At 60.0% G+C, this 21,644-nt stretch carries 20 protein-coding genes; 15 read left to right on the forward strand and 5 right to left on the reverse strand.

Annotation, left to right across the window (positions count from 1 at the left end):
• Positions 1-2 precede the first annotated feature (2 nt).
• From ASG35_RS23825 to ASG35_RS23840, 4 genes are all read left to right on the forward strand, one after another.
• Complete coding sequence (locus ASG35_RS23825) at positions 3-1,199, forward strand: thiolase family protein (RefSeq protein WP_056363485.1); 1,197 nt, start codon at positions 3-5, stop codon at positions 1,197-1,199.
• Positions 1,200-1,490: 291 nt separating this feature from the next.
• Positions 1,491-2,030, forward strand: coding sequence for a hypothetical protein (locus tag ASG35_RS23830; protein WP_056363487.1), 540 nt, complete (start codon positions 1,491-1,493; stop codon positions 2,028-2,030).
• A 337-nt stretch (positions 2,031-2,367) separates the two neighbouring features.
• Complete coding sequence (gene msrB / locus ASG35_RS23835) at positions 2,368-2,883, forward strand: peptide-methionine (R)-S-oxide reductase MsrB (RefSeq protein ID WP_056363488.1); 516 nt, start codon at positions 2,368-2,370, stop codon at positions 2,881-2,883.
• Between the two features lie 37 nt (positions 2,884-2,920).
• Positions 2,921-4,747 carry a cytochrome c biogenesis protein DipZ gene (locus ASG35_RS23840; protein ID WP_056363490.1) on the forward strand — a complete coding sequence of 609 codons (1,827 nt, stop codon included), beginning with the start codon at positions 2,921-2,923 and terminating at the stop codon, positions 4,745-4,747.
• On the opposite strand, the gene ASG35_RS23845 is transcribed toward ASG35_RS23840, so the two are convergent.
• Together ASG35_RS23845 and ASG35_RS23850 are read right to left on the reverse strand one after the other, a co-directional pair.
• Complete coding sequence (locus ASG35_RS23845) at positions 4,744-5,448, reverse strand: class I SAM-dependent methyltransferase (protein ID WP_056363492.1); 705 nt, start codon at positions 5,446-5,448, stop codon at positions 4,744-4,746. The two genes, ASG35_RS23840 and ASG35_RS23845, sit on opposite strands and share 4 nt — an antisense overlap.
• 69 nt (positions 5,449-5,517) lie before the next feature.
• On the reverse strand, positions 5,518-6,216 hold the full coding sequence (locus ASG35_RS23850; RefSeq protein ID WP_056363494.1) for a FadR/GntR family transcriptional regulator: 699 nt from the start codon (positions 6,214-6,216) through the stop codon (positions 5,518-5,520).
• Positions 6,217-6,563: 347 nt separating this feature from the next.
• Here ASG35_RS23850 and ASG35_RS23855 point away from each other — a divergent pair, with 347 nt between their 5' ends.
• The 9 genes from ASG35_RS23855 to ASG35_RS23895 all read left to right on the forward strand — a co-directional run bounded on the left by ASG35_RS23855 (position 6,564) and on the right by ASG35_RS23895 (position 16,567).
• Complete coding sequence (locus ASG35_RS23855) at positions 6,564-7,901, forward strand: MFS transporter (protein ID WP_056363496.1); 1,338 nt, start codon at positions 6,564-6,566, stop codon at positions 7,899-7,901.
• 27 nt (positions 7,902-7,928) lie between these two features.
• A complete protein-coding gene (gene gudD, locus ASG35_RS23860; protein ID WP_056363499.1) occupies positions 7,929-9,278 on the forward strand; it encodes a glucarate dehydratase in 1,350 nt (449 codons plus the stop codon).
• Between the two features lie 281 nt (positions 9,279-9,559).
• On the forward strand, positions 9,560-10,396 hold the full coding sequence (locus ASG35_RS23865; RefSeq protein WP_056363501.1) for a hypothetical protein: 837 nt from the start codon (positions 9,560-9,562) through the stop codon (positions 10,394-10,396).
• Entirely contained in the window at positions 10,396-10,656 is a 261-nt protein-coding gene (locus ASG35_RS23870) for a hypothetical protein (protein ID WP_056363504.1), read from the forward strand. Before ASG35_RS23865 ends, ASG35_RS23870 begins: the two co-directional genes overlap by 1 nt.
• Before the next feature lie 314 nt (positions 10,657-10,970).
• Positions 10,971-11,990 carry a LacI family DNA-binding transcriptional regulator gene (locus ASG35_RS23875; RefSeq protein WP_056363506.1) on the forward strand — a complete coding sequence of 340 codons (1,020 nt, stop codon included), beginning with the start codon at positions 10,971-10,973 and terminating at the stop codon, positions 11,988-11,990.
• Between the two features lies 1 nt (position 11,991).
• On the forward strand, positions 11,992-13,479 hold the full coding sequence (locus ASG35_RS23880) for a sugar ABC transporter ATP-binding protein (protein WP_056363507.1): 1,488 nt from the start codon (positions 11,992-11,994) through the stop codon (positions 13,477-13,479).
• Complete coding sequence (locus tag ASG35_RS23885; RefSeq protein WP_056363509.1) at positions 13,460-14,482, forward strand: ABC transporter permease; 1,023 nt, start codon at positions 13,460-13,462, stop codon at positions 14,480-14,482. The genes ASG35_RS23880 and ASG35_RS23885 overlap by 20 nt, the downstream gene beginning before the upstream one ends.
• A gap of 63 nt (positions 14,483-14,545) precedes the next feature.
• Complete coding sequence (locus tag ASG35_RS23890) at positions 14,546-15,496, forward strand: substrate-binding domain-containing protein (protein ID WP_056363512.1); 951 nt, start codon at positions 14,546-14,548, stop codon at positions 15,494-15,496.
• A 15-nt stretch (positions 15,497-15,511) separates the two neighbouring features.
• A complete protein-coding gene (locus tag ASG35_RS23895) occupies positions 15,512-16,567 on the forward strand; it encodes a sugar phosphate isomerase/epimerase family protein (RefSeq protein WP_056363513.1) in 1,056 nt (351 codons plus the stop codon).
• Positions 16,568-16,608: 41 nt separating this feature from the next.
• On the opposite strand, the gene ASG35_RS23900 is transcribed toward ASG35_RS23895, so the two are convergent.
• From ASG35_RS23900 to gndA, 3 genes are all read right to left on the reverse strand, one after another.
• On the reverse strand, positions 16,609-17,745 hold the full coding sequence (locus ASG35_RS23900; protein ID WP_056363515.1) for a hypothetical protein: 1,137 nt from the start codon (positions 17,743-17,745) through the stop codon (positions 16,609-16,611).
• The gene (locus ASG35_RS23905; RefSeq protein ID WP_056363517.1) at positions 17,735-18,304 is read right to left on the reverse strand and encodes a DUF4365 domain-containing protein; all 570 of its coding nucleotides are present in this window, start codon (positions 18,302-18,304) and stop codon (positions 17,735-17,737) included. The genes ASG35_RS23900 and ASG35_RS23905 overlap by 11 nt, the downstream gene beginning before the upstream one ends.
• 172 nt (positions 18,305-18,476) lie before the next feature.
• A complete protein-coding gene (gene gndA, locus ASG35_RS23910; protein ID WP_056363863.1) occupies positions 18,477-19,883 on the reverse strand; it encodes an NADP-dependent phosphogluconate dehydrogenase in 1,407 nt (468 codons plus the stop codon).
• A 403-nt stretch (positions 19,884-20,286) separates the two neighbouring features.
• On the opposite strand from gndA, the gene ASG35_RS23915 reads away from it, so the two are divergent.
• Together ASG35_RS23915 and panE are read left to right on the forward strand one after the other, a co-directional pair.
• Positions 20,287-20,622, forward strand: coding sequence for a hypothetical protein (locus tag ASG35_RS23915; RefSeq protein ID WP_056363866.1), 336 nt, complete (start codon positions 20,287-20,289; stop codon positions 20,620-20,622).
• A 74-nt stretch (positions 20,623-20,696) separates the two neighbouring features.
• The gene (panE, locus tag ASG35_RS23920) at positions 20,697-21,644 is read left to right on the forward strand and encodes a 2-dehydropantoate 2-reductase (RefSeq protein WP_056363518.1); all 948 of its coding nucleotides are present in this window, start codon (positions 20,697-20,699) and stop codon (positions 21,642-21,644) included.

Consider the following 21,644-nt stretch of genomic DNA (forward strand, 5'->3'; position numbering starts at 1 on the left):
CCATGACCACGCAAAATCAATCGCGCGAAATCGTGTTGTGCGCGCCGGTGCGCACGGCAATCGGCGCGTTCAACGGCACGCTGAAAGGCACGCCCGCGACAGATCTCGGCGCCGTCGTGATCCGCGAGACGTTGCGGCGTTCGGGCGTTGCACCGGAGAAAGTCGATTCGGTCACGTTCGGCAACGTCATCCAGGCCGGCAATCGCATGAATCCTGCGCGTCAGGCAGCCGTGAACGGCGGTTTGCCGGTCTCGGTTCCCGCATTGACCGTGAACCGCGTGTGCGGATCGGGCGCGCAGGCGGTGGTATCGGCGGCGAATGAAATCAGCGCGGGTTTCGTGCAACTCGCGGTCGCGGGTGGCATGGAGAACATGGACCGCGCGCCGTATTTGCTGGATAACGGCCGCTTCGGGTATCGGATGGGCAACGCGGAAATCCACGACAGCATGTTGCGCGATGGTCTCGACGACGCGTTTTCCGGCAAGCATTCCGGCTGGCACACGGAAGATCTCGTCACGCAGATGGACATCACGCGCGAGGCGCAGGACCGGTTTGCCGAGCGTTCGCAGCAGCGGTTTACATCGGCGGAAGCCAAGGGGTTTTTCAAGGCGGAGATCGTTGGACTCGAAGTGAAGGCGGGCAAGCAAACCATTTTCTTCGATACCGACGAACAACCGCGCCCCGACACCACGTTCGCGACGCTATCGAAACTGCGTCCTGCATTTCGTCCCGACGGCACGATCACGGCAGGCAACGCGCCCGGCTTGAACAGCGGCGCGGCGGCCATGCTGGTTGCGGATCGCGCTTTTGCGGAACGCAACGGGATCGAGGCGTCGGTGCGGCTCGTGGCGTACGGGATCGCGGCGGTCGAGCCGGGCATGTTCGGGCTCGGACCTGTGCCGGCCGTGCAACAGGCGCTGGATCGCGCGGGGTGGAAACTGGGCGATCTGGAGCGCATCGAGATCAACGAGGCGTTCGCCGCCGTGCCGATTGCGGTCGCGCGTACGCTCGGTTTGCCGGGTGATATCGTGAATCCGGAAGGCGGTGCGATTGCTCACGGTCACGCGATCGGCGCGACGGGCGCGGTGCTGGTCACGCGCCTGGTCCACGCAATGAAACGCGATGGCCTTAAGCGCGCGATGGTGACGTTGTGCATTGGCGGCGGGCAGGGCATCGCGCTGGCGCTGGAAAGCGTGTGATTTAGATGCGCGCCGGAAATCGCTAGCTCATGCGAGCGAAGTTTCCCTCCGTTTAAGGGTTTGCCTGAGCCGCGCGAGCAACGGACTGCGAGCCGAAGCTCCGGGAAAAGTGGTCCAGCACGCCAAACAAGCCAGAAACGCGAAGCGTTGGCGGATTATTGCGATAGTCTTTCGCACAGGCCCGATTCACCGACAGTATGGTGAAAGCTCGTTTGACCGCGTCCGGACCGCTTTCAGGTCCGGCGTGGTCCGGCCGGGTCAGGCCAATCCAGTTTCCGGAGTGCAAGAGCTATGAGAATTCCCCTGTCTGCCGGCATTGCCATGCTGTGTGCGAGCGCAAGCGCGCTCGCCCAGCAGCCGCCCGCATTTCCCATGCGCAGTCAAAATTCGGCGCAAATCAGTATCGATAACGCCATGTGCTACAGCTACGCCAATCAGCACACCGGCGTGAACATGGCGAAGGTCTCGCAAGCCCCGATCAAGCCGCAGGCGACCAAACCCGGCACCGTCAAGCAGGTTGCGGTGGCGGCGCCGTTGCCATCGGGAATGGCTTCAGGCGCCTCGGCGGTTTATCCCGCTTCCGCCACCGGCAAGGCGACAGCTTCCGCGTCTGTTCCGGCTTCTGGTTCTGCTCCGGTGATGGCGTCCGGATCGGCATCGGCATCGGCGGCAAGACCGGGTGTCGCCTCCGACGCACGCGCCGTCGCCAACGCAAGTTCTTCATCCACGGACGCACCCATGCCCGCTCTGCCGCCGCCCGAACCGCCGATGGTGCAGTACTGGCGCGCATATAGCGAATGCATGACGGATCGCGGTTATATGGTGAAGTGACGCTGCAGCGTTTTTGATTCGAAAGTACCTTGCGCCCGGCTCCGGGCGCAGTTCATTTGCACTTCTCCCGTTTTTCATAGCGTTGCCGAATCAAGCATTACGCTATATTTCAAAATATATAGCGTAATGATCGATCAATTCGATCGATGCAATGTAACCGCTCGCGCCTTCACGACGAACTAGCTAACAGAAGCCTCGGAACGCGGGCTGTTTCAGGCATAGGAAACATTTTTAAGCCGCAAGGGATTAAACCTGCGCCGAACGTGTTTGCCTGTTTATCAGCAAGTCCAAACGTTCTTCTGTAGCTCAAGCAGTGAGTCTTGTTAAGGAGCACATCATGACTAACAGACGCCGGTTTTTATTCGCGGGCAGCGTTTTAGCGGCCGCCGTACTCGCCACATTCAAGCAACGTAACGTACCGGGCGTGAGTTCGGCTTCAGCTGCCAACGCGGACGAATCGTTTGAAGTGGTTCATACCGACGATCAATGGCGCGGTCGGCTGACATCGGCGCAATACAACGTGTTGCGGCACGAAGGCACGGAACGGCCCTACAGCAGTCCGCTCAACGCCGAACATCGCAATGGCGTGTTTTCGTGCGCGGGATGCCAGCTCGACGCATTTTCATCGCGCACGAAATTCGAAAGCCATACCGGCTGGCCGAGCTTCTGGGCGCCGCTCGATCACGCGGTAGCCACGCGCGAGGATCTGTCGTTCGGCGTGTCGCGCACCGAAGTTCATTGCATGCGTTGCGGCGGCCATCTCGGTCATGTCTTCGACGACGGCCCCAAACCCACCGGTCTGCGCTATTGCATGAACGGTGTGGCGATGACCTTCAAGCCCAGCGCCGCCTGAGCGCCGCAAGCCCTCAATTTACGAGATTCATCAGCTCATGTTGCTCATCATCCTCGCCTACCTTGGCGGCGCGCTCACCATCTTGAGCCCGTGCATATTGCCTGTTCTGCCCTTCGTGTTTTCGCGCGCGGATCAGCCGTTCGTGCGCAGCGGTTTGCCGTTGCTTGCCGGCATGGCGCTGACCTTCGCGGCCGTCGCCACGCTCGCGGCGGTCGGCGGCGGCTGGGTCACGCAAGCGAACCAGTACGGCCGCTGGCTCGCGGTCGCGTTGCTTGCCGTGTTCGGACTGACGTTGCTGTTGCCGAGTTTCGCCGAACGCGTGATGCGTCCGTTCGTGAGCGCGGGCAACCGTCTCACGCGATTTGCTCAAGCCGATGGCCAACAGGTCGGCGCGGGATCATCGTTTCTGCTTGGCATCGCGACGGGATTGCTGTGGGCGCCGTGCGCCGGCCCAATCCTTGGTCTCGTCCTGACCGGCGCCGCGTTGCGTGGCGCGAGCGTCGGCACGACCTTGTTGCTCGTGGCTTATGCGGCGGGCGCGGCGACGTCGCTGGCGGTCGCTTTGTTGATCGGCGGCCGGGTGTTCGCGGCCATGAAACGGTCGCTGGGCGCGGGCGAGTGGATCCGGCGCGGCATTGGCGCGGCAATGTTGCTCGGCGTGGTCGCGATTTCGCTTGGACTCGATACCGGCGTCCTCGCGCGTGTATCGACCGTTGCAACGGGTGGCATCGAGGAAAAGCTGGTCGACCGGTTGTCACCGGGATCGTCGCCGGGCGCTACACCGGCCGCGCCTGAAGCAGCGAGCAGCGTCGCGAGCAAGGATGCGAGCACGGCTGTAAGCACGGCTGTAAGCACCGATTCACCCGCGATGATGCGCGCCACGTTCGACACCCCGCTGCCCGTAGAAGGCCAGTTGCCGCTGTTGGCAGGCGCGGTCCAATGGCTGAATTCGGCGCCGCTCAGCGCGGAGGATTTGCGCGGCAAGGTCGTGCTCGTCGACTTCTGGACGTATTCGTGTATCAACTGCCTGCGTTCGTTGCCATATGTGAAAGCGTGGGCGCAAAAGTATCGCGACAAGGGACTGGTCGTGATCGGCGTGCACGCGCCCGAGTTTGCGTTCGAACGTAACGTCGATAACGTGAAGCGTTCCGTGCATGACCTGGGTATCGATTATCCGGTCGCTATCGACAACAACTACGCCATCTGGCGCGCGTTTGGCAACCAGTACTGGCCGGCGCATTATTTTATCGATGCAAAGGGGCAAGTGCGTTTCCATCATTTCGGCGAAGGCGATTATGCGCACTCCGAAGAAGTGATCCAGCAATTGCTGAAGGAAGCCGGTCATACCGGCGTTAGCCCGGCGATTACCAGCACCGACGCCAAGGGCGTCCAGCAATCCGCCGATAGCGCCGACATGCGCTCGCCGGAAACCTACGTTGGCTACGAGCGCGCGGAGAATTTCGCGGAGCGCGGCGGCGAATCGCACGACAAGGTCCACACGTATGCGGCGCCCGGCGAGCTTTCGCTGAACAACTGGGGACTTGCCGGCGCGTGGAAAGTGGGCGCGGAGGCGGCGTCGCTGGCGGGATCGAACGGGACGATTGTGTATCGATTCCATGCGCGCGATTTGCATCTCGTGCTCGGGCCGGGGAAGGACGGGAGGCCCGTCAGATTCCGTGTATCGATAGACGGCGCCGCCCCCGGCGATGCCCACGGCACCGACATTGCAGCCGACGGCACCGGCACCGTGACCGAACAGCGCCTCTACCAGCTCGTGCGGCAACCGGGCGATGTCAGGGACCGCACGTTCAGCATCGAATTCCTCGATCCGGGCGTTGAGGCTTACGCGTTCACGTTTGGCTAGGCGTTGATCAGCCGATAGATCAGCAAGCGGCCCTTGTAGGCGGCTGTATCGTCGAAAGCGACGCGGTCGAGGCGTTCCTCGCGCATCTGGAAACCTCGCTCGCCCATTTGCCGGTTGAAGGCGGCGCGGTTGCCGCGGTCCGGATCCACGATCCAGACTTCGGCTTCAGGCGTCGCATGCAAGCCGATAAACGCCGCGAGTGTTGCGTTGGCATCGCGTTCGTAGAGCAGGTCGCTGCCCATGATCAGGTCGTATCGGCCATTGACGATGCTGCGTCCAGCCGTGTCTTCGAGCGCGTCTTCCAGCTCCGGGACGGACCAGTTGCCGTGCAGGTATTTCATTGGCGGAAGATCGTTCAGGCGCAGGTTTTCGTCGAGGAAAGCGGAGGTCAGCGGGTGGCAATCGCTTGCCGTGACGTCCGCCCCGCGCCGATGCCCGACGAGACTTGCCAGCGCGAGGCCGCAGCCGATTTCGAGGATTCGTTCGCGGGCGACGACGGGGCGCAGCGCGAGCCGCGCGGCGAGATGCGCGCCCGATGGCCACAGCATGCCAAACAACGGCCACATGGCGGACGAAATGCCGATGCGCTCGGCGTCGCCGGAAGGGTCGGAGAATTGCTGCAGGTCGAGCAGGGAACGGATGATCAGGTCGTCTACGCCGGTGACGGTGATGTTCTGCTGCTTGGTCAGGTAACCGGGCATTGAACGGCCAGGAAGGGAAAGGGGACGTAGTATGCGCCCGTTTTCTGTTTGCACTCTAGATTCGGCTTTTCAGGTTTTCCCGTGCGCCCGCCTCAGCCGTTCGCGGCTGTTGCTCAGGTGCATGCGCATTGCCGCGCGGGCATCGTCGGCATCCTGGCGCACGATCGCCCGATAAATCTGCTGATGTTCCGCCAGAACATTTCGCAGATGCACCACGCGATCGAGTTCCGCGATCTCCGTCGATCCCAGCCGCGTACGTGGACTTACCGCGCGGCCGAGCTGGCTCAGGACATCGACGAAATAATGGTTTCCGCTTGCACGGGCGATCTGGATATGGAACTCGACGTCGTGCGCCACCACGTCCGTGCTGCCCCGTTCGAGTTCGGCTTCGAAACACGCGAGCGCGGCATCGATCAGCTTCAGATTCTGGTCCGTGCGTCTGCCGGCCGCCAGCCCCGCCGCCGCGGCTTCCATGTCAATCCGGAATTCGATGATCGCCATGACGTCCAGCATGTCCGAAAGATCCGATGCTGGCAGACGCACGCTCTCTGACCGGTTCGCATCCAGGATGAACGTGCCGATCCCGTGACGCGTCTCGACGACCTTTGCAGCCTGCAAGCGCGACATGGCTTCCCGCACGACCGAACGGCTGACCGATAACTGCTTCATCAGCGCCACTTCGGTCGGGACCTTGTCGCCGGGGCGAAGCGTGCCGCGCTGGATATCGTCCGAGACGGTTGCAATGACTTTGTCGGTGAGAAGGCTCATTTTCGGATCGTGCTTTCGAGGAGACTTATTTGTTGACCAGACGTCCTGGCGTGACCAGCGACAGCAAGCCGCCCAGCAGCAGCTTGAATTCACGTGGTTTCTCAAGCAATGCACGAAGTCCAAGTCATCAGACGTCCGAGTTCTTTCCGAAACTTCGATACTTTAACAAAAGATAGGTCCGGTCGGATGCTCGCCCACGCGCCAGCATAATAGGGTAAACGCGCCATTGGAATATCTATGGTTTCTAAGTAGACTGTCGTCAGACAACATAACGTGTTTTTAGCCGCTTCGCGATCACGTTATGGAGTACGACCCGGGCCAGCCACGCAGCCCATCTGGAGACAATCTTGACGTCCGCACCCGCCACGCCTGCAAACGATGTGCTCGATTCGGCTGTATCGAAAGTAAAGCGCCATGTATTGCCGCTCGTCCTCATCATGTTCATTGCGAACTACATCGATCGGGTGAACATCGGCTTCGTCAATTCGCACATGCAGGCGGACCTCGGAATTGGCGCGGCGGTATACGGTTTGGGGAGCGGACTGTTTTTCATCGGATACGCGCTGTTCGAAGTGCCGTCCAACGTCCTGATGCAGCGATACGGCGCGCGCGTGTGGCTCACGCGGATCATGGGGACATGGGGCATCGTCGCGGCCGCGATGGCGTTTGTCTGGAACGACACGTCGTTCTATGTATTGCGCTTCCTGCTTGGGATAGCCGAGGCCGGGTTCTTTCCGGGCGTGGTGTTCTACTTCACGCAATGGCTTCCGCAGAAAGAACGCGGCAAGGCCGTCGCCGTTTTCCTCGGCGGCTCGGCGCTGGCTTCGGTCTTGTCCGGCCCGATCACCGGCTCGCTTTTGTCCATTCGCGGTTTCGGGCTTCATGGCTGGCAGTGGATGTTCCTGATCGAAGGCGGTTTCTCGGTCGTGTTGTGCGGCGTCAGCTGGATGCTGCTCAAATCGCATATCAGCGATGCCAAATGGCTGAGCCCGGCCGAACAAACCGCGCTTTCAACGTCGATTGCCAACGAACAGGCCGAACGTGAAGCGCTTGGAGGCGGGCACCATCTGCCCACGTTCAAACTTCTCAAAGACCCGCAGATCCTGCTTTTCTGCCTGCTGTACTTCGCGATCCAACTGACCATCTATGCAGCCACATTCTGGCTGCCGACGATCATCCGGAAGATGGGCGGACTGAGCGACTTCCAGGTCGGCATGTTCAACGCGGTGCCCTGGCTCATCGCGATGGTCGCGATGTATTGCTTCGCGCTCCTTTCGGCGAGGTGGCGTTTCCAGCAGGCATGGCTTGCCGCCGCGCTGGTCATTGCCGCGTGCGGGCTGTTTGCATCGACGTCGGGGAATCCCGTTTTATCGTTTGTCGCGATCTGTTTTTCCGCGATCGGCTTCAAGGCCGCCGCGTCCTTGTTCTGGCCGATTCCGCAGGGCTATCTCGACGCGCGCGTGGCAGCCGGTGTCATTGCGTTGATCAATTCGGTTGGCAACCTCGGCGGATTTTTTGCGCCGGCGGCCTTCGGCTATTTGCAGCAACATACCGGCTCGATCACGGGCGGACTTTACGGCCTCGGTTTCGCTTCGCTGATCGCCGCCGCCGCGTGTTTCCTGACACGCAACCGCCGGATCGATCGCGATGCAATGGGCGAACACGTGCCCAGCCGAGCGCTCTGATCCCTTCAATTTTTCGAGTTCAAAATCATGTCGATGACTTCAGTCAAATCCAACGCCACGCCGACCGTCGTAGAGTTGCGCGTCGTACCCGTCGCGGGCCGCGACAGCATGCTGATGAACCTGAGCGGCGCGCACGGCCCGTTCTTCACACGCAACATCGTGATTCTTACCGACAGCGCCGGCAACACGGGCGTAGGCGAAGTGCCAGGCGGCGAGTCGATCCGCAAGACTATCGATGACGCTCGGCCTTTGGTCGTCGGCCAGTCGATCGGCAATTTGCAGGCGATCCTGAATCGGGCGCGCACGCAGTTCGCCGATCGCGATGCAGGCGGCCGCGGTCTGCAGACCTTTGACCTGCGCACGACCATCCACGCGGTCACGGCGCTGGAGGCTGCGCTGCTCGACCTGCTTGGCCAGCACCTCGGCGTGCCGGTCGCGGCGCTTTTGGGCGAAGGTCAGCAACGCGATGAAGTCGAAATGCTCGGCTATCTGTTTTACATCGGCGACCGGAGCAAAACGGACTTGCCGTATGCAAGCGGCGCCGATGGCAACGACGACTGGGACCGCCTGCGAACCGAGGAAGCGATGACCCCTGAAGCCGTCGTCCGGCTTGCGGAAGCGGCTCAAGCGCGTTATGGCTTCAACGACTTCAAGCTGAAGGGCGGCGTGCTATCCGGCGATGCTGAAATCGAAGCCGTTACCGCGCTGGCCGAGCGTTTCCCGAAGGCGCGCGTCACGCTCGACCCGAATGGCGCATGGTCGCTGGCCGAAGCGATCCGTCTGTGTCGCGACCAGCACCACGTATTGGCCTACGCCGAAGATCCGTGCGGCGCGGAAAACGGATATTCCGGACGAGAAGTGATGGCGGAATTCCGTCGCGCAACTGGCTTGCCGACCGCGACCAACATGATCGCGACGGATTGGCGGCAGATGGGTCATGCAATCCAGTTGCAGTCGGTCGATATCCCGCTTGCCGATCCGCATTTCTGGACGATGCAGGGTTCGGTTCGCGTGGCGCAGATGTGCAATGAGTGGGGTTTGACATGGGGATCGCATTCGAACAACCACTTCGATATTTCGCTCGCCATGTTCACGCAAGTTGCGGCGGCGGCGCCGGGAAAAATCACGGCTATCGATACCCATTGGATCTGGCAGGACGGTCAGCGCCTGACGCGCAATCCGTTACAGATCGTTGGCGGCAAGGTGAAGGTTCCGGAGCAGCCAGGTTTGGGTGTCGAGATCGATATGGATGAACTCGCGAAGGCGAATGCGCTTTACGAGCAGCATGGACTCGGGGCGAGAGATGACGGCGTAGCGATGCAATTCCTGATTCCCAACTGGAAGTTCGATAACAAGAAACCGAGTCTTGTGCGATAAAAATCAGGTGCTACTTTCACGATTTAATGGGAGGCCGTGCCATAAGATTTTTTCGGTAATGACGGACCCCGACAAAACCGGTAAAGCCCAAAACCCTGCGTTCGCGTTCGAATGAACGCACGTCAGGGTTCCGTATTGATGGCGACCCACACTGTTGGCGAAGCGTGTGGGTAGCAGCCGTGTACGGAGGGAGGCTTTGACGGGGCACGCGTGATTTATTGAGATGGACGGTTGGAAAAGTGCGTTAGCGTAACGGGAGTTACAACAACGAACGAATCAGGATGACAACCGAATTAACGCGTTACAACGGCGACCGTTACGTGATGCGCAAAGGACAACGCTTAAACTTCAGCAATGACGCCGATAAAACGAGGGCGGGACGCGCCATGTTAATGGACGCGGACATGCACATATGGGAATCGAACGCGGCGCTCGTGGAGCGCGTTGAATCGTTTTTGAGAGGTGAATTTTCCTGGTATTCCCAATTGGACAAAAGCGCGCGAGACACGTTGCAAACGTTGCTCTCTTATGTGCGCGATGGTGCAGTCGATATCTGGCAGGAAGGCGGCGCGACAACCAATGCATTCGAGCACGGCGGCTTCACGCTTGATCCGCCAGCGCGACAAGATAGACCGGATACGCCGCCGTTCGATTACAACGCGCTTTTAGAAGCGGATCGTCAATCGCTACGCGAATACAACGCAATAATCGACGCGCGTATCGAGCGTGAAGCGCGGTCGAACCCTTCGCCGTTCGAAACCGTGAACGAGTCCGAAATGCCGTTCCTTCTTTCGGTCGTGAGCATGGTCGCGCGTAGCGCGAATGTTGGGCGCCAAGCCGCGAAAACAGCTTCAGGCTTCAACGAGACCGCAGACAAGGCAAACACGCCGCTAGGCGATGCCTTGCCGTTTGAATATGTAAAAAGCGCAACGGGCAATGATGTAATGTCTATAGCGGTCCGCGGCGTCAGTGAGGCGCATGAGGCTGAATGCCATGCGGATTACGAACGCGATATGGACGAATGCACGGCTTATAGAAGTGCAATGGGTGGGCAACGCTTCATGGATACATGCTCACAACGGGCGTTTATGATTTACCAGCAATGCAGAGGATTTTGATGGCTGACTATAAAGAAAAGCGATGCGTGGTAGTCATGTGGTCGGAGGAAAAACAAGCGCTTGTTTCCTATACGCTCGATGTTGCAAAAGTGCTTGCTGTTACACAACGTCAGTTTCCGCTGGAACTGCCTGTTGCGGACTATAACAATGCGCTGGACGATGAATTTGCTCGCCAGTTCGGTGGAGCAACACTTAATCTGCTCGCATTGTCCAATCCTGACTTGCGACCGTTTATCAAAGTTACGCAGGCCGAAGACTGAGCAAAGGACGCAAAGGGCGCGCTGCATAAAGTTCAGTAAGCAAAACGAATATTCTGAACGGCCTTTCCTGAGATTTGGAAAAGTGTTTTAAAGCCAGAGCGCTAACTTTTGCAATCAACTTTCTTTTTCGAAAGGAGGCGCTACTGCAATGACATCGGAAGTTATCAGTGAGCGTGTATAAAACAGCAATCCGGCAGCACCGTCAACTCCCCTTCGCGTTAATCCCTATCGCAAAACCCCATCACTCCAAACAATAATGTAATCCATTACATTGCCGCGCGCGAACGAGACGAATCAACGAGAGCTCGAAACCCATGCCCGAATCGTTTCGCATCGCCGATGAAATCTCGATCTCCGACGTCGCGCTAAAAGCCGGCGTCTCTGTCGCGACAGTATCGCGCGTGCTCAACGGCCACACCAACGTGCGTGAGCCGACCCGGGACAAAGTCCTCGCGGCGATCAAGGCAAGTGGTTATCGCGTCAACGAACTCGCCCGCAATTTGCGCACCGCGGAAAGCCGCCTGCTGCTCACCATGGTCCCCGATTTCAGCAATCCGTTCTACTCGGCGATAGTGCAAGGCATCGACAGCGTCGCGCGCCAGAACGGCTATTTCATGCTGCTGTGCGACACGGGCGCCGATCCCGGCCGCGAGCGCAGCTACTTCGATTTGCTTCGCGGGCGCCGCGCCGATGGCGCCATCTGCCTGGACCCGGCCGCCGTGCAAAAAGCCCTCGTCGAAGAAGCCTCCGCGCTGCCGTGGGTCGCGTGCTGCGAATTCGATCCGGCGGCGGGCGTGCCTTACGTCGGTATCGATAACCATGGGGCAGCCGGCGACGCCGTGCGCCATCTCCTCAGCCGCGGTCACACGAAGATTGCGCTGATCAATTCAGGCCACGGATATCTATACGGCCGGCAGCGCGCGGATGGCTACAGGGATGCGCTGAGCGCGGCGGGTATCGAAGCGGATCCCGCATGGCATATCGACCTCGATACACTCGACTACGCTGCAGGCGAAGCCGCCGCGCACACGCTTTCGCGGCTTCGGCGCAACCGTCCAACGGCGGTTTTCGCCGTGTCGGACACGCTTGCCATCGGCGTGATCAACGGCCTGCGCAGCGCCGGCCTCAGCGTTCCCGACGACATGGCGGTGATGGGTTTCGACGATATCGCGGTCGCCGCGCAGATCGATCCGCCGCTGACCACGGTCGCGCAGCCGATGCGCGAGCTCGGCGAAACGGCTGCGCATCTTCTGCTCAAGCGCCTGCGCGATCCGCATGCAGAAGTGCCCGGCGTGGTGCTGCCGCACAAGCTGATGATACGAAGGAGCGCGTGACATGAGCCTCGCTGTCGGCTTCGATAACATCGCCAAGCAGTTCGGCCCCGTGCGCGTGCTGCACGGCGTCACGTTCGATCTTGCGCCCGGCCGCGTCTACGGTTTGCTCGGCGAGAACGGCGCGGGGAAATCGACGCTCATGAAGATCCTCGCCGGCTACGAGCGGCCGACGACCGGCGCGTTATCGATCAACGGCGTGGTCCAGTCATTCGAAAGTTCCCGCGACGCCGAAGCCGCCGGCATCGTGCTGATCCACCAGGAATTGAATCTCGCGGATCATTTGAGCATCGTACAGAACATGTTTCTCGGCCACGAGAAGCGGCGCGGATTTTTCCTCGATGAACCCACCATGCGCGAAGCCGCCCGCGCGCGTCTCGCCGATGTCGGCCTGCATCAGCATCCGGACACGCGCGTGCGGGACCTGATCGTCGCGGAAAAGCAGCTCGTCGAAATTGCAAAAGCCATGCTGCGCGATGCACGCCTTCTGATCATGGACGAACCGACCGCAACGCTCACGCCTTCGGAAACACAGCGCCTTTTTGCATTGATGGCGCGGCTGAAGGAGGACGGCGTAACGATCGTCTATATCTCGCACAAGCTCGACGAAGTGGAGCGCGTGACGGACGAAGTGATCGTGATGCGCGATGGCCGCTTTGTCACGCGCAGTCCGACGGCTGAAACATCGCGCCAGCAGATGGCGAATCAGATGGTCGGGCGCGAGGTATCGGACATGTTTCCCGACAAGCCGCCGCTAGCCCCGGACGCGCCCACTGCTTTCAAAGTCGATAACGCGTTCGTCCCCGGCTGGGCGGAAAATGTCAGCTTCTCCGTGCGCGCAGGCGAAGTATTTGGTTTCGCGGGATTGGTCGGCGCGGGACGCACGGAATTGTTCGAAGGGCTGATCGGTTTGCGGGCTTTGACCGCGGGCCGCATGGAACTGGAAGGTCTCCAGATCAATCCACGCAACCCGCGCGCGGCGATGAAAAACGGCATCACGTATTTGAGCGAAGACCGCAAAGGCCGCGGCCTGCACGTCGACATGGCGCTGAAAGACAACCTGACGATGATGACGCTCGAGCGCTACGCGCATCCGCTGCTCGACGGCAATGCGGAACGCGATGCTCTGCAAAAAGCCGTGCAGGATTTCGGCATTCGCACGGGCAATCTTGCGAGCCGTGCACGCATGTTGTCGGGCGGCAATCAACAAAAGCTCGCGCTCGCGAAATTCCTGCATCCCGATCCGCGCGTGGTCGTGCTCGATGAACCCACGCGCGGCGTCGATGTCGGCGCAAAACGCGATATTTATTTCCTGATCCATGCGCTGGCTGCCGAGGGGCGCGCGGTCATCGTCATCTCGTCCGAACTGATCGAGCTGATTGGCTTGTGTCATCGCGTGGCGGTGATGCGCGGCGGGCATCTCGTCGCGACGCTCGGTTCGGAACAACTCACTGAAGAGAGGTTGATCGCGCATGCGACCGGCACACACTGAAGGCGTGGAAGTATCGAAACGCAGCCGTCTCGGCGGACTTGCGCGGCGCCTGCATGGCGTCGGTCCGTTGCTCGGGTTGATCGCGCTGTGCGTTGGCGGGACGCTGCTCAATCCCGATTTCGCCACCTTCGACAACGCCATGAACGTCCTCACGCGAACGTCGTTCATCGGCATCATCGCGGTGGGAATGACGTTCGTGATCATCTCGGGCGGTATCGATTTGTCGGTCGGATCGATGGCCGCGCTGATCGCCGGCAGCATGATCTGGACGATGAACACGCTCGCTCACGGCGTAGGCGGACACAGCTTCGCACCGCTGATGATCATTGCGATCGGTATCGTTTTAGCCCTTGTTTTAGGCGGTCTTTTTGGTTTGGCGCATGGTCTGCTCGTGACGAAAGGGCGCATAGAACCGTTTATCGTGACGCTCGGAACGCTGGGGATTTTTCGCGCTGTGCTTACATGGCTCGCGGACGGCGGCGCGCTCACGCTCGACAACACCTTGTCCGATCTTTACGGTCCCGTGTACTACGCAAGTCTCTTCGGCATTCCTGTGCCGATATGGGTCTTCCTGATCGTCGCGGCGGGCGGCGTGGTCGTTCTGAATCGCACCGTGTTCGGGCGGCACGTCCAGGCGATCGGATCGAATGAACAGGTTGCGCGTTACGCCGCCATTCGCGTGGATAGCGTGAAGATCGTCACGTACGTGCTGCTCGGTCTTTGCGTGGGCGTAGCGACCGTGTTGTACGTGCCGCGCCTCGGGTCCGCGACGCCGACAACGGGCCTGCTCTGGGAACTCGAAGCGATTGCGGCCGTGGTCGTTGGTGGCACGGCGCTCAGGGGCGGCGAAGGACGTGTGATCGGAACGGTGATCGGCGCAATCCTGTTGTCCGTGATCGCGAACATCCTGAATCTCACCAGCATCATCAGCGTGTATCTCAACGCGGCAGTGCAGGGCGCCGTGATTATTTTCGTAGCGTTTTTACAGCGTGGACGTCGTTGAAGTCTGTTCGAACCGTGCCCTGAAACCCTCTCAGGCGCCTGACATGACAATGGAGACACAGCAATGAAAAACATTCTTCGCGCACTCGGCGCATTGACGTTGGCAGCAAGCGCCGTCTCGGCCATCGCCGCCGATAAAGTCACGCTCGGCGTTGCCATTCCAACGGCCACGCACGGCTTCACGGGCGGTATCGTGTGGTGGGCCAACGAAGCGAAAAAAGAACTGGAGAAAGCGCATCCGGATCTGAAGATCATCGTCAAGACGGCTGGCGGCGCGCCCGAACAGGCGAACCAGTTACAGGATCTCGTGACTGTCAACAAGATCAACGCGCTGGTGATTTTCCCGTTTGAATCCGCTTCCTTGACGCAGCCCGTCGCGCAGGTCAAGAAGAAGGGCGTGTACGTGACAGTGGTGGATCGCGGTCTGACCGATACCAGCGCGCAGGACGCGTACGTGGCCGGCGACAACACCGCGTTCGGCAAGCTGCCCGCCGAATATCTCGCGAAGACGCTGGATGGCAAAGGCGACATTGTCGCGTTGCGCGGCATTCCGACCACGCTCGATAACGAACGCTGGACCGCGTTTGAATCGGTGATCAAGCAGCATTCCGACATGAAAGTGCTCGACGCAAAATACGCCAACTGGAATCGCGACGACGCATTCAAGGTGATGCAGGATTACCTGACGCGTTTCAAGCATATCGATGCAGTCTGGGCCGCCGACGACGACATGATGATCGGCGTGCTGAAGGCCATCGACCAGGCGAAGCGCACGGATATCAAGGAAGTATTCGGCGGCGCGGGATCGAAGGAAGCGGTCAAGCGGATCATGGACGGCGACAAGCGGGTTCAGGCCGACGTGTCGTACTCGCCGAAGTTTATCTACGACGCGATCAAGCTCACGGCCGAAGCACGCCTGAAGGGTGAAAAGTTGCCAGCTACGACCATCATTCCGTCGGTGCTGATCACGAAAGACAACGCCAAGCAGTTCTATTATCCGAACTCGCCGTTCTGAGCTGTATAGACGATCATGAAAACCATCAAAGGCCCGGCCATTTTTCTGGCGCAATTTCTCGGCGATGAATTGCCCTTCGACAACCTCGCGCATCTGGCAGGCTGGGCGAAGGGGCTGGGCTACGAAGGCATTCAGGTTCCATGCGATCCACGCTTGATCGATCTCGAACAAGCCGCGACAAGCGATGCCTATTGCGACGATCTGCGCCGCGTGGTTGAGGACGCGGGCGTGTGCATAACGGAGTTATCGACGCATTTGCAGGGGCAGCTCGTGGCGGTTCATCCCGCCTACGACACGCTTTTCGATGGCTTCGCCGCACAGCATGTTCGCGGCGATCCGGAAGCGCGCACAGCGTGGGCGATCGAGCAGGTCGGATTCGCGGCAGCCGCGTCCAGACGCCTTGGCCTGAACGCGCACGTGACGTTTTCAGGCGCGCTGGCGTGGCCATATTTGTATCCGTGGCCGCAGCGCCCGCCGGGTCTGATCGAAACAGCATTTGGCGAGCTTGCGCAACGGTGGCGCCCCTTGCTCGACGCCTTCGATCAAGCCGGTGTTGACGTGTGCTACGAGTTGCATCCGGGCGAGGATCTGCATGACGGCGTGACCTTTGACCGGTTTCTGGACGCCGTCGATCATCATCCGCGCGCCAACATACTTTTTGATCCCAGCCATTTCCTGCTGCAACAACTGGACTACCTTCAGTTCATCGATATCTATCATGAACGTATCAAGGCGTTTCACGTGAAGGACGCCGAGTTCAGGCCGAACGGCCGCCAGGGCGTGTACGGCGGTTATTCGGTCTGGGTGGATCGCGCTGGCCGCTTCCGGTCTCTTGGCGACGGGCAGATCGACTTCGGCGCGATCTTCTCGAAGATGGCCCAGTACGACTTCCCCGGCTGGGCCGTGCTCGAATGGGAATGCGCACTGAAGCATCCAGAAGATGGCGCGCGCGAAGGCGCGGCCTTTATTCGCGAACACATCATTCGCGTCGCGGATCGTGCCTTCGATGACTTCGCCGGAAGCGGTGCGAACGGTGAGTCTTTACGGGAAGTGCTTGGAATTCGCAGGTAGCCTGCCCAGACGTCGTATTGCTGTTGCGCTCACCCGCATAATCACCCCGGACCAATCAAAGTGAAGCTTGTCACGTCAACCAGCACACGCGGTTGGCGGCCGGGACGTAGCCGCCCGGCAATCCGCACGAAGGTGCGATCGTCGAGATGCGCCGCAACTGCCTTTGCATACTGTTCATTATTCAGTACGACACGTGCCTTGATAGTCTCCTTGTCATGCTGAAGCAACCCGACGACGACTTCGCCCGCGCGGTTTCCTTCAATGTCGAATTGCCCGTTCAGATGTTCGACGGTGCCAATGAATACGTCGTCGCGATCATGCTCGACATCACGCAGCTCACGGCGCACTTCCTCTATGCGCCCAAAATGATCGCTTTTGATCCGAATGCTTTCGGTTACTGGAATATCTTGCGGCAACGTGACAGTCGTTGCCCAACGAAACGACAGGTCGATGTTGTTATGGATCTCTTCGTCATGCATACGCGTTAGCGCCTCGCACAAATTCGAGGAAACCACAGGCGAGCGCGCGCCTTTTTGCGAATCGACAAAGCGCGTAAGTGTGTCTGTCTCGATAGCATCGACGAGGTCCAGCACGCCGCGCCGCGCACTCAGCATGGTCATGCGAACGAACGACTCGTTGGGGTTGGTGAGCGCCAGTGTGGATGGTGTTTCCATGGCGTCGACCGGGCACGACACGCGCACCACGAAGCTGCCACGCTCTGTGTGGCCGAACCGCGCGTGACTTGCAAGCTGCGTGGCTTCGCCCCTGTGAAGGCGAGGGTGATGGGCCTGTGGCCGCAGCACCGTGCATGCCGAAGCGAGAAGGATCTGTTCGGCGCCCAAAAGCAACGACGCTGCGAATGACAACGGCAAACCCTCGTTGAACACGCCGCCGCCTGTCACCCGGTAATACATGGAGTCGTCACGGGAAATCGCGGCAAGCTGAATCAGATCCGCCGGCTTCATGCCTTGCAGCTCCGCGAGTTTGGACATGGCGAGCTCGCACGCCTCCGCATAATCCGGCGCGAGGTGGTCCATGGGAATGACGATCTGGCGGCGCGGCGCTGATGCATGGTTGAACACGTACAAACCATTCACCATGCCATCGGGCAGCAATTGCCATCCGAGCGACTGAATGAAATCGCGCAGGCCTGACGGAGAGAGCGTGCTAGGCGTCATGTGATACCCGATCAGTAAGGCTTGGATAAGCAGGGATTTCGCGCCGCGAGATGCTTGCCATGAGGTGCATGAGACCGACTCCGTCGAATGTCTGTTTCTTCGGAATCTTGACGGTGACTCCTGCTGTGTTGTTCGTGGCCGGGGCGCCGCGCAAGCTGACCCAGTAAGCGCATTTGCGCAGCACGAGTTGCTCTTCGGAGTGCTCCAGCCAGTCCTCGGCGTTCGGAGGCAAAAACAGCACGGCAAGTATTCTCGGCGATGCGTGGGTCTCACGGCGCAAGGCGTCGTATTGCTGCGTGCCGGAAAGAAAGTAGGAGAGCGATTCGCCGTCGTCGAACGGCACCTTGACGGTTGCCTTCAACTGAACCTTGATGTCGACCTCGGTCAGGGCGCCACCATTCGGGAACGGTTCCCAACCCGTAAGAATGGCGTCGATGCCCGCATTGTCGTCGTGCCGGTTGCTGATCTTGCAGTTGACGCCGGCGTGCGAAGCAATGGCATGGAGATAAGCGTAGCTCAGCTCCGATTCCCTGTTCAGTGTTGAAAGTGCAATGGCCATGATGCTCCCGCTAATGTTTCCTATCGAAAGCAAACATTAGCGGCTTCCCAAAATCGCCGCCTGATGGAATTTTCAGTTCGACAAAATTTGGCAATTCTGTGCGGTCGTAAAAAAAACGCCGACGCGAATGCGCCGGCGTTTGAACACTATCGATCAGGTGCTTCTGGAGCCCTTACGACCAGTCAGCGTGAAAGCTTCCTTCCTTGTCCACGCGCTCGAACGTATGCGCGCCGAAGAAGTCACGTTGCGCCTGCACCAGATTTGCCGGCAGCGTCTCCGAGCGATAGCTGTCGTAATACGCCACCGCCGATGAAAACGCCGGCACGGGCACGCCCGCCTTCACCGCCGCGACAACAACTTCGCGCAGCGCGTCCTGATACTTCGCGGCGATGTCGCTGAAATACGGATCGAGCAGCAAGTTGTGCAAGTCGCCGTTCGTCTTGTACGCATCCGTGATCTTCTGCAGGAAACCCGCGCGGATGATGCAGCCAGCACGGAAGATCTTCGCGATCTGGCCGTACTGCAGATCCCACTTGTATTCTTCCGATGCCGCGCGCAACTGCGCAAAACCCTGCGCATACGAAACGATCTTGCTCAGGAACAACGCGCGCCGCACGGATTCCACGAATGCATCGCGGTCGCCATCGAATTTCGGCGACGGACCCTTCAGCTGCTTGCTCGCCTCCACGCGCTGATCTTTCAGCGACGACAGCACGCGCGCAAACACGGCTTCGGTGATCAGCGGCAGCGGTGCGCCGAGATCGAGCGCATTCTGGCTCGTCCACTTGCCCGTGCCTTTTTGCGCGGCGCGATCGAGGATGACATCGACCAGATCCTTGCCCGTTTCTTCGTCCTTCTTCGAGAAGATCTTCGAGGTGATCTCGATCAGGTAACTATCCAGTTCACCCTTGTTCCACTCGACATAAACCTTGCCGAGTTCTTCGTTCGACAAACCTGCCACGCGCTTCAACACGTCGTAGCTTTCGGCGATCAGCTGCATGTCGCCGTATTCAATCCCGTTGTGCACCATCTTCACGTAATGACCCGCGCCGTCCGGACCCATGTAGGCCACGCAAGGCTCACCGTCCGGCGCCTTCGCGGCGATCTCGGTGAGGATCGGGGCGACGAGATCGTAGGCTTCCTTCTGGCCGCCCGGCATGATCGACGGGCCTTTCAGCGCGCCTTCTTCTCCACCCGATACACCCGTGCCGATGAAATGCAGGCCCGATTTCGCGAGGTCGGTGTTGCGGCGGATGGTGTCGGTGAAATGAGTGTTGCCGCCGTCAATCAGGATGTCGCCTTTTTCAAGCAGCGGGCGCAACGAATCAATGGTTGCATCGGTGCCCTGACCGGCTTTCACCATCAGCAAGATACGACGCGGTTTTTCCAGCGACTCGACGAATTCTTCCAGCGTGTAAGAAGGCACGAGCTTTTTGTCAGGATGTTCGGCGATCAGTTCGTCGGTTTTCTCGCGACTGCGGTTATAGACCGATACCGCGTGCCCGCGGCTCTCGATGTTCAATGCCAGATTGCGTCCCATGACGGCGAGGCCGACAACGCCGATTGCTTGTTTGCTCATGTTTCTCTCCGAATGACCGGAGCGCTTGCGGTTCGTGGCCGCGCACGCTGCGGATGCGTTTGTGTCAATGGGGGCGGTGCCCGCGACGGTGTTCGGACCGGGCACCGTGCCACCATGCGGATGGCGCCGGGGCACTGGGACCCGGCGGTGCGCAATGTGCCGCCGCTGCCGCCCGCCGAACGCCGCGCGGAACGCGCAGACCGAGCGAGATTACCACTTTGACACGCAACTGGCAGGCATCGGTTGGGTTCGGAGCGTTATGCAGGCACGTTTCGCGAGGTAAGCGGACAAAAAAGGCGCTCTGGATTTACCCGTCGAGCGGCCCGTTCACCACCGGTCTAGAATGAGCGTCCCGGCCCGTTCCAGGACCGGTCCGCGCGAAAAGGCGCACCAGGGCAAACGCATGGCGCTTCGAAAGAAGGTTCATCACTATCACGTCTATGTTGTCGAACTCGCCGATCCGGTCTGGAACGAAGCGCGTTTTCGTCGCGCCAATCCGGATTACGTGCTGGGCAAGCCGTTCGTCTATGTGGGCATGACGGGTATCGATCCGGACGTTCGTTTCGACAAACACAAGGCCGGCATTCAGTCGAACCGTTATGTGCGTGATTTCGGGCTGCGCCTGTTGCCGCAACTGTACGAGTTGTATAACCCGATGCCTTACGAAGGCGCGCGGGAAATGGAAGTGGAGCTGGCCATAGGCTTGCGAGAAGCAGGATACGGCGTCTGGCAGGCTTGACCGGCATAAGCCAAGCGGCGTGCGGATCAAAGAAATACCGTGCGCGAGAAATTCAGACTAATCAGGAGCAGCACATGCGGATTCTGGTGGTGGGCGCAGGCGCAATTGGCGGTTATTTTGGCGGACGGCTGCTGAATGCCGGACGGGACGTGACATTCCTCGTACGCGAACGGCGCGCCGCGCAACTCGCGAAGACAGGCCTCAATCTGCGCAGCCCGAACGGCGATTTATCGATACCCAATCCGCCCGTCGTGCTGGCAAAAGACGTGAGCGAGCCGTTCGACCTGATCGTGCTCAGCTGCAAGGCTTACGATCTCGACGGCGCCATCGAATCGATAAAAACCTCGGTCGGTCCGAACACCGCCATCTTGCCGCTGCTCAACGGCATGCATCACCTGGACGTGCTCGAGACGCAGTTCGGTCCCGACCGCGTGCTGGGCGGCCAATGCGTCGCGGCTGTGACGCTCGACGCCGACGGCACCATCGTGCACTTGAACAAGCTCCACTCGCTGACTTTTGGCGAGCGCGCGGGTGGATCGTCGGCGCGCATCGAGGCCATCGCGGCCGAATTGACGGGCGCACAATTCGATGCCATCGCGAGCCCGAACATCCTCCAGTCCATGTGGGAAAAATGGACTTTCCTGGCCACGCTCGCGGCTGGAACGTGCCTGATGCGCGCGCCGGTGGGCGACATCATCGCGGCGCCGGGCGGCCAGAAACTGCTGCTCGATCTCTTCGATGAAGCCCGCGCCATCGCCGCGGCAAACGGTTTTCCTCCGGGCGAAGCCGCCGTGACGCGCACGCATTCCATGCTGACTGAAGCGGGTTCCGGCATCACGGCTTCAATGTTGCGCGACCTGGAAAACGGCGCGCGCATCGAGGCGGATCACGTGGTGGGCGATCTGATTGCGCGCGGCAAGCTGGCGGAGCAAGAGCAACTTACGCCAATATTCTCGATCGCCTACACGCATCTGAAAGCTTACGAATCGCGTCGGGATCGGAGCGATGCAAAAGCGTCGTAA

It is taken from the genome of Burkholderia sp. Leaf177 (genome assembly GCF_001424345.1).
In the GTDB taxonomy this organism is placed as follows: domain Bacteria; phylum Pseudomonadota; class Gammaproteobacteria; order Burkholderiales; family Burkholderiaceae; genus Caballeronia.

What these genes read in the sequence shown, in the direction of transcription:
- ASG35_RS23825 (WP_056363485.1), top strand. Translation starts at nt 3, where the DNA reads ATGACCACGCAAAATCAATCGCGCGAAATCGTGTTGTGCGCGCCGGTG.
- ASG35_RS23830 (WP_056363487.1), top strand. Translation starts at nt 1,491, where the DNA reads ATGAGAATTCCCCTGTCTGCCGGCATTGCCATGCTGTGTGCGAGCGCA.
- msrB (WP_056363488.1), top strand. Translation starts at nt 2,368, where the DNA reads ATGACTAACAGACGCCGGTTTTTATTCGCGGGCAGCGTTTTAGCGGCC.
- ASG35_RS23840 (WP_056363490.1), top strand. Translation starts at nt 2,921, where the DNA reads ATGTTGCTCATCATCCTCGCCTACCTTGGCGGCGCGCTCACCATCTTG.
- ASG35_RS23845 (WP_056363492.1), bottom strand. Translation starts at nt 5,448, where the DNA reads ATGCCCGGTTACCTGACCAAGCAGCAGAACATCACCGTCACCGGCGTA.
- ASG35_RS23850 (WP_056363494.1), bottom strand. Translation starts at nt 6,216, where the DNA reads ATGAGCCTTCTCACCGACAAAGTCATTGCAACCGTCTCGGACGATATC.
- gudD (WP_056363499.1), top strand. Translation starts at nt 7,929, where the DNA reads ATGTCGATGACTTCAGTCAAATCCAACGCCACGCCGACCGTCGTAGAG.
- ASG35_RS23865 (WP_056363501.1), top strand. Translation starts at nt 9,560, where the DNA reads ATGACAACCGAATTAACGCGTTACAACGGCGACCGTTACGTGATGCGC.
- ASG35_RS23870 (WP_056363504.1), top strand. Translation starts at nt 10,396, where the DNA reads ATGGCTGACTATAAAGAAAAGCGATGCGTGGTAGTCATGTGGTCGGAG.
- ASG35_RS23875 (WP_056363506.1), top strand. Translation starts at nt 10,971, where the DNA reads ATGCCCGAATCGTTTCGCATCGCCGATGAAATCTCGATCTCCGACGTC.
- ASG35_RS23880 (WP_056363507.1), top strand. Translation starts at nt 11,992, where the DNA reads ATGAGCCTCGCTGTCGGCTTCGATAACATCGCCAAGCAGTTCGGCCCC.
- ASG35_RS23885 (WP_056363509.1), top strand. Translation starts at nt 13,460, where the DNA reads ATGCGACCGGCACACACTGAAGGCGTGGAAGTATCGAAACGCAGCCGT.
- ASG35_RS23890 (WP_056363512.1), top strand. Translation starts at nt 14,546, where the DNA reads ATGAAAAACATTCTTCGCGCACTCGGCGCATTGACGTTGGCAGCAAGC.
- ASG35_RS23895 (WP_056363513.1), top strand. Translation starts at nt 15,512, where the DNA reads ATGAAAACCATCAAAGGCCCGGCCATTTTTCTGGCGCAATTTCTCGGC.
- ASG35_RS23900 (WP_056363515.1), bottom strand. Translation starts at nt 17,745, where the DNA reads ATGACGCCTAGCACGCTCTCTCCGTCAGGCCTGCGCGATTTCATTCAG.
- ASG35_RS23905 (WP_056363517.1), bottom strand. Translation starts at nt 18,304, where the DNA reads ATGGCCATTGCACTTTCAACACTGAACAGGGAATCGGAGCTGAGCTAC.
- gndA (WP_056363863.1), bottom strand. Translation starts at nt 19,883, where the DNA reads ATGAGCAAACAAGCAATCGGCGTTGTCGGCCTCGCCGTCATGGGACGC.
- ASG35_RS23915 (WP_056363866.1), top strand. Translation starts at nt 20,287, where the DNA reads ATGGCGCTTCGAAAGAAGGTTCATCACTATCACGTCTATGTTGTCGAA.
- panE (WP_056363518.1), top strand. Translation starts at nt 20,697, where the DNA reads ATGCGGATTCTGGTGGTGGGCGCAGGCGCAATTGGCGGTTATTTTGGC.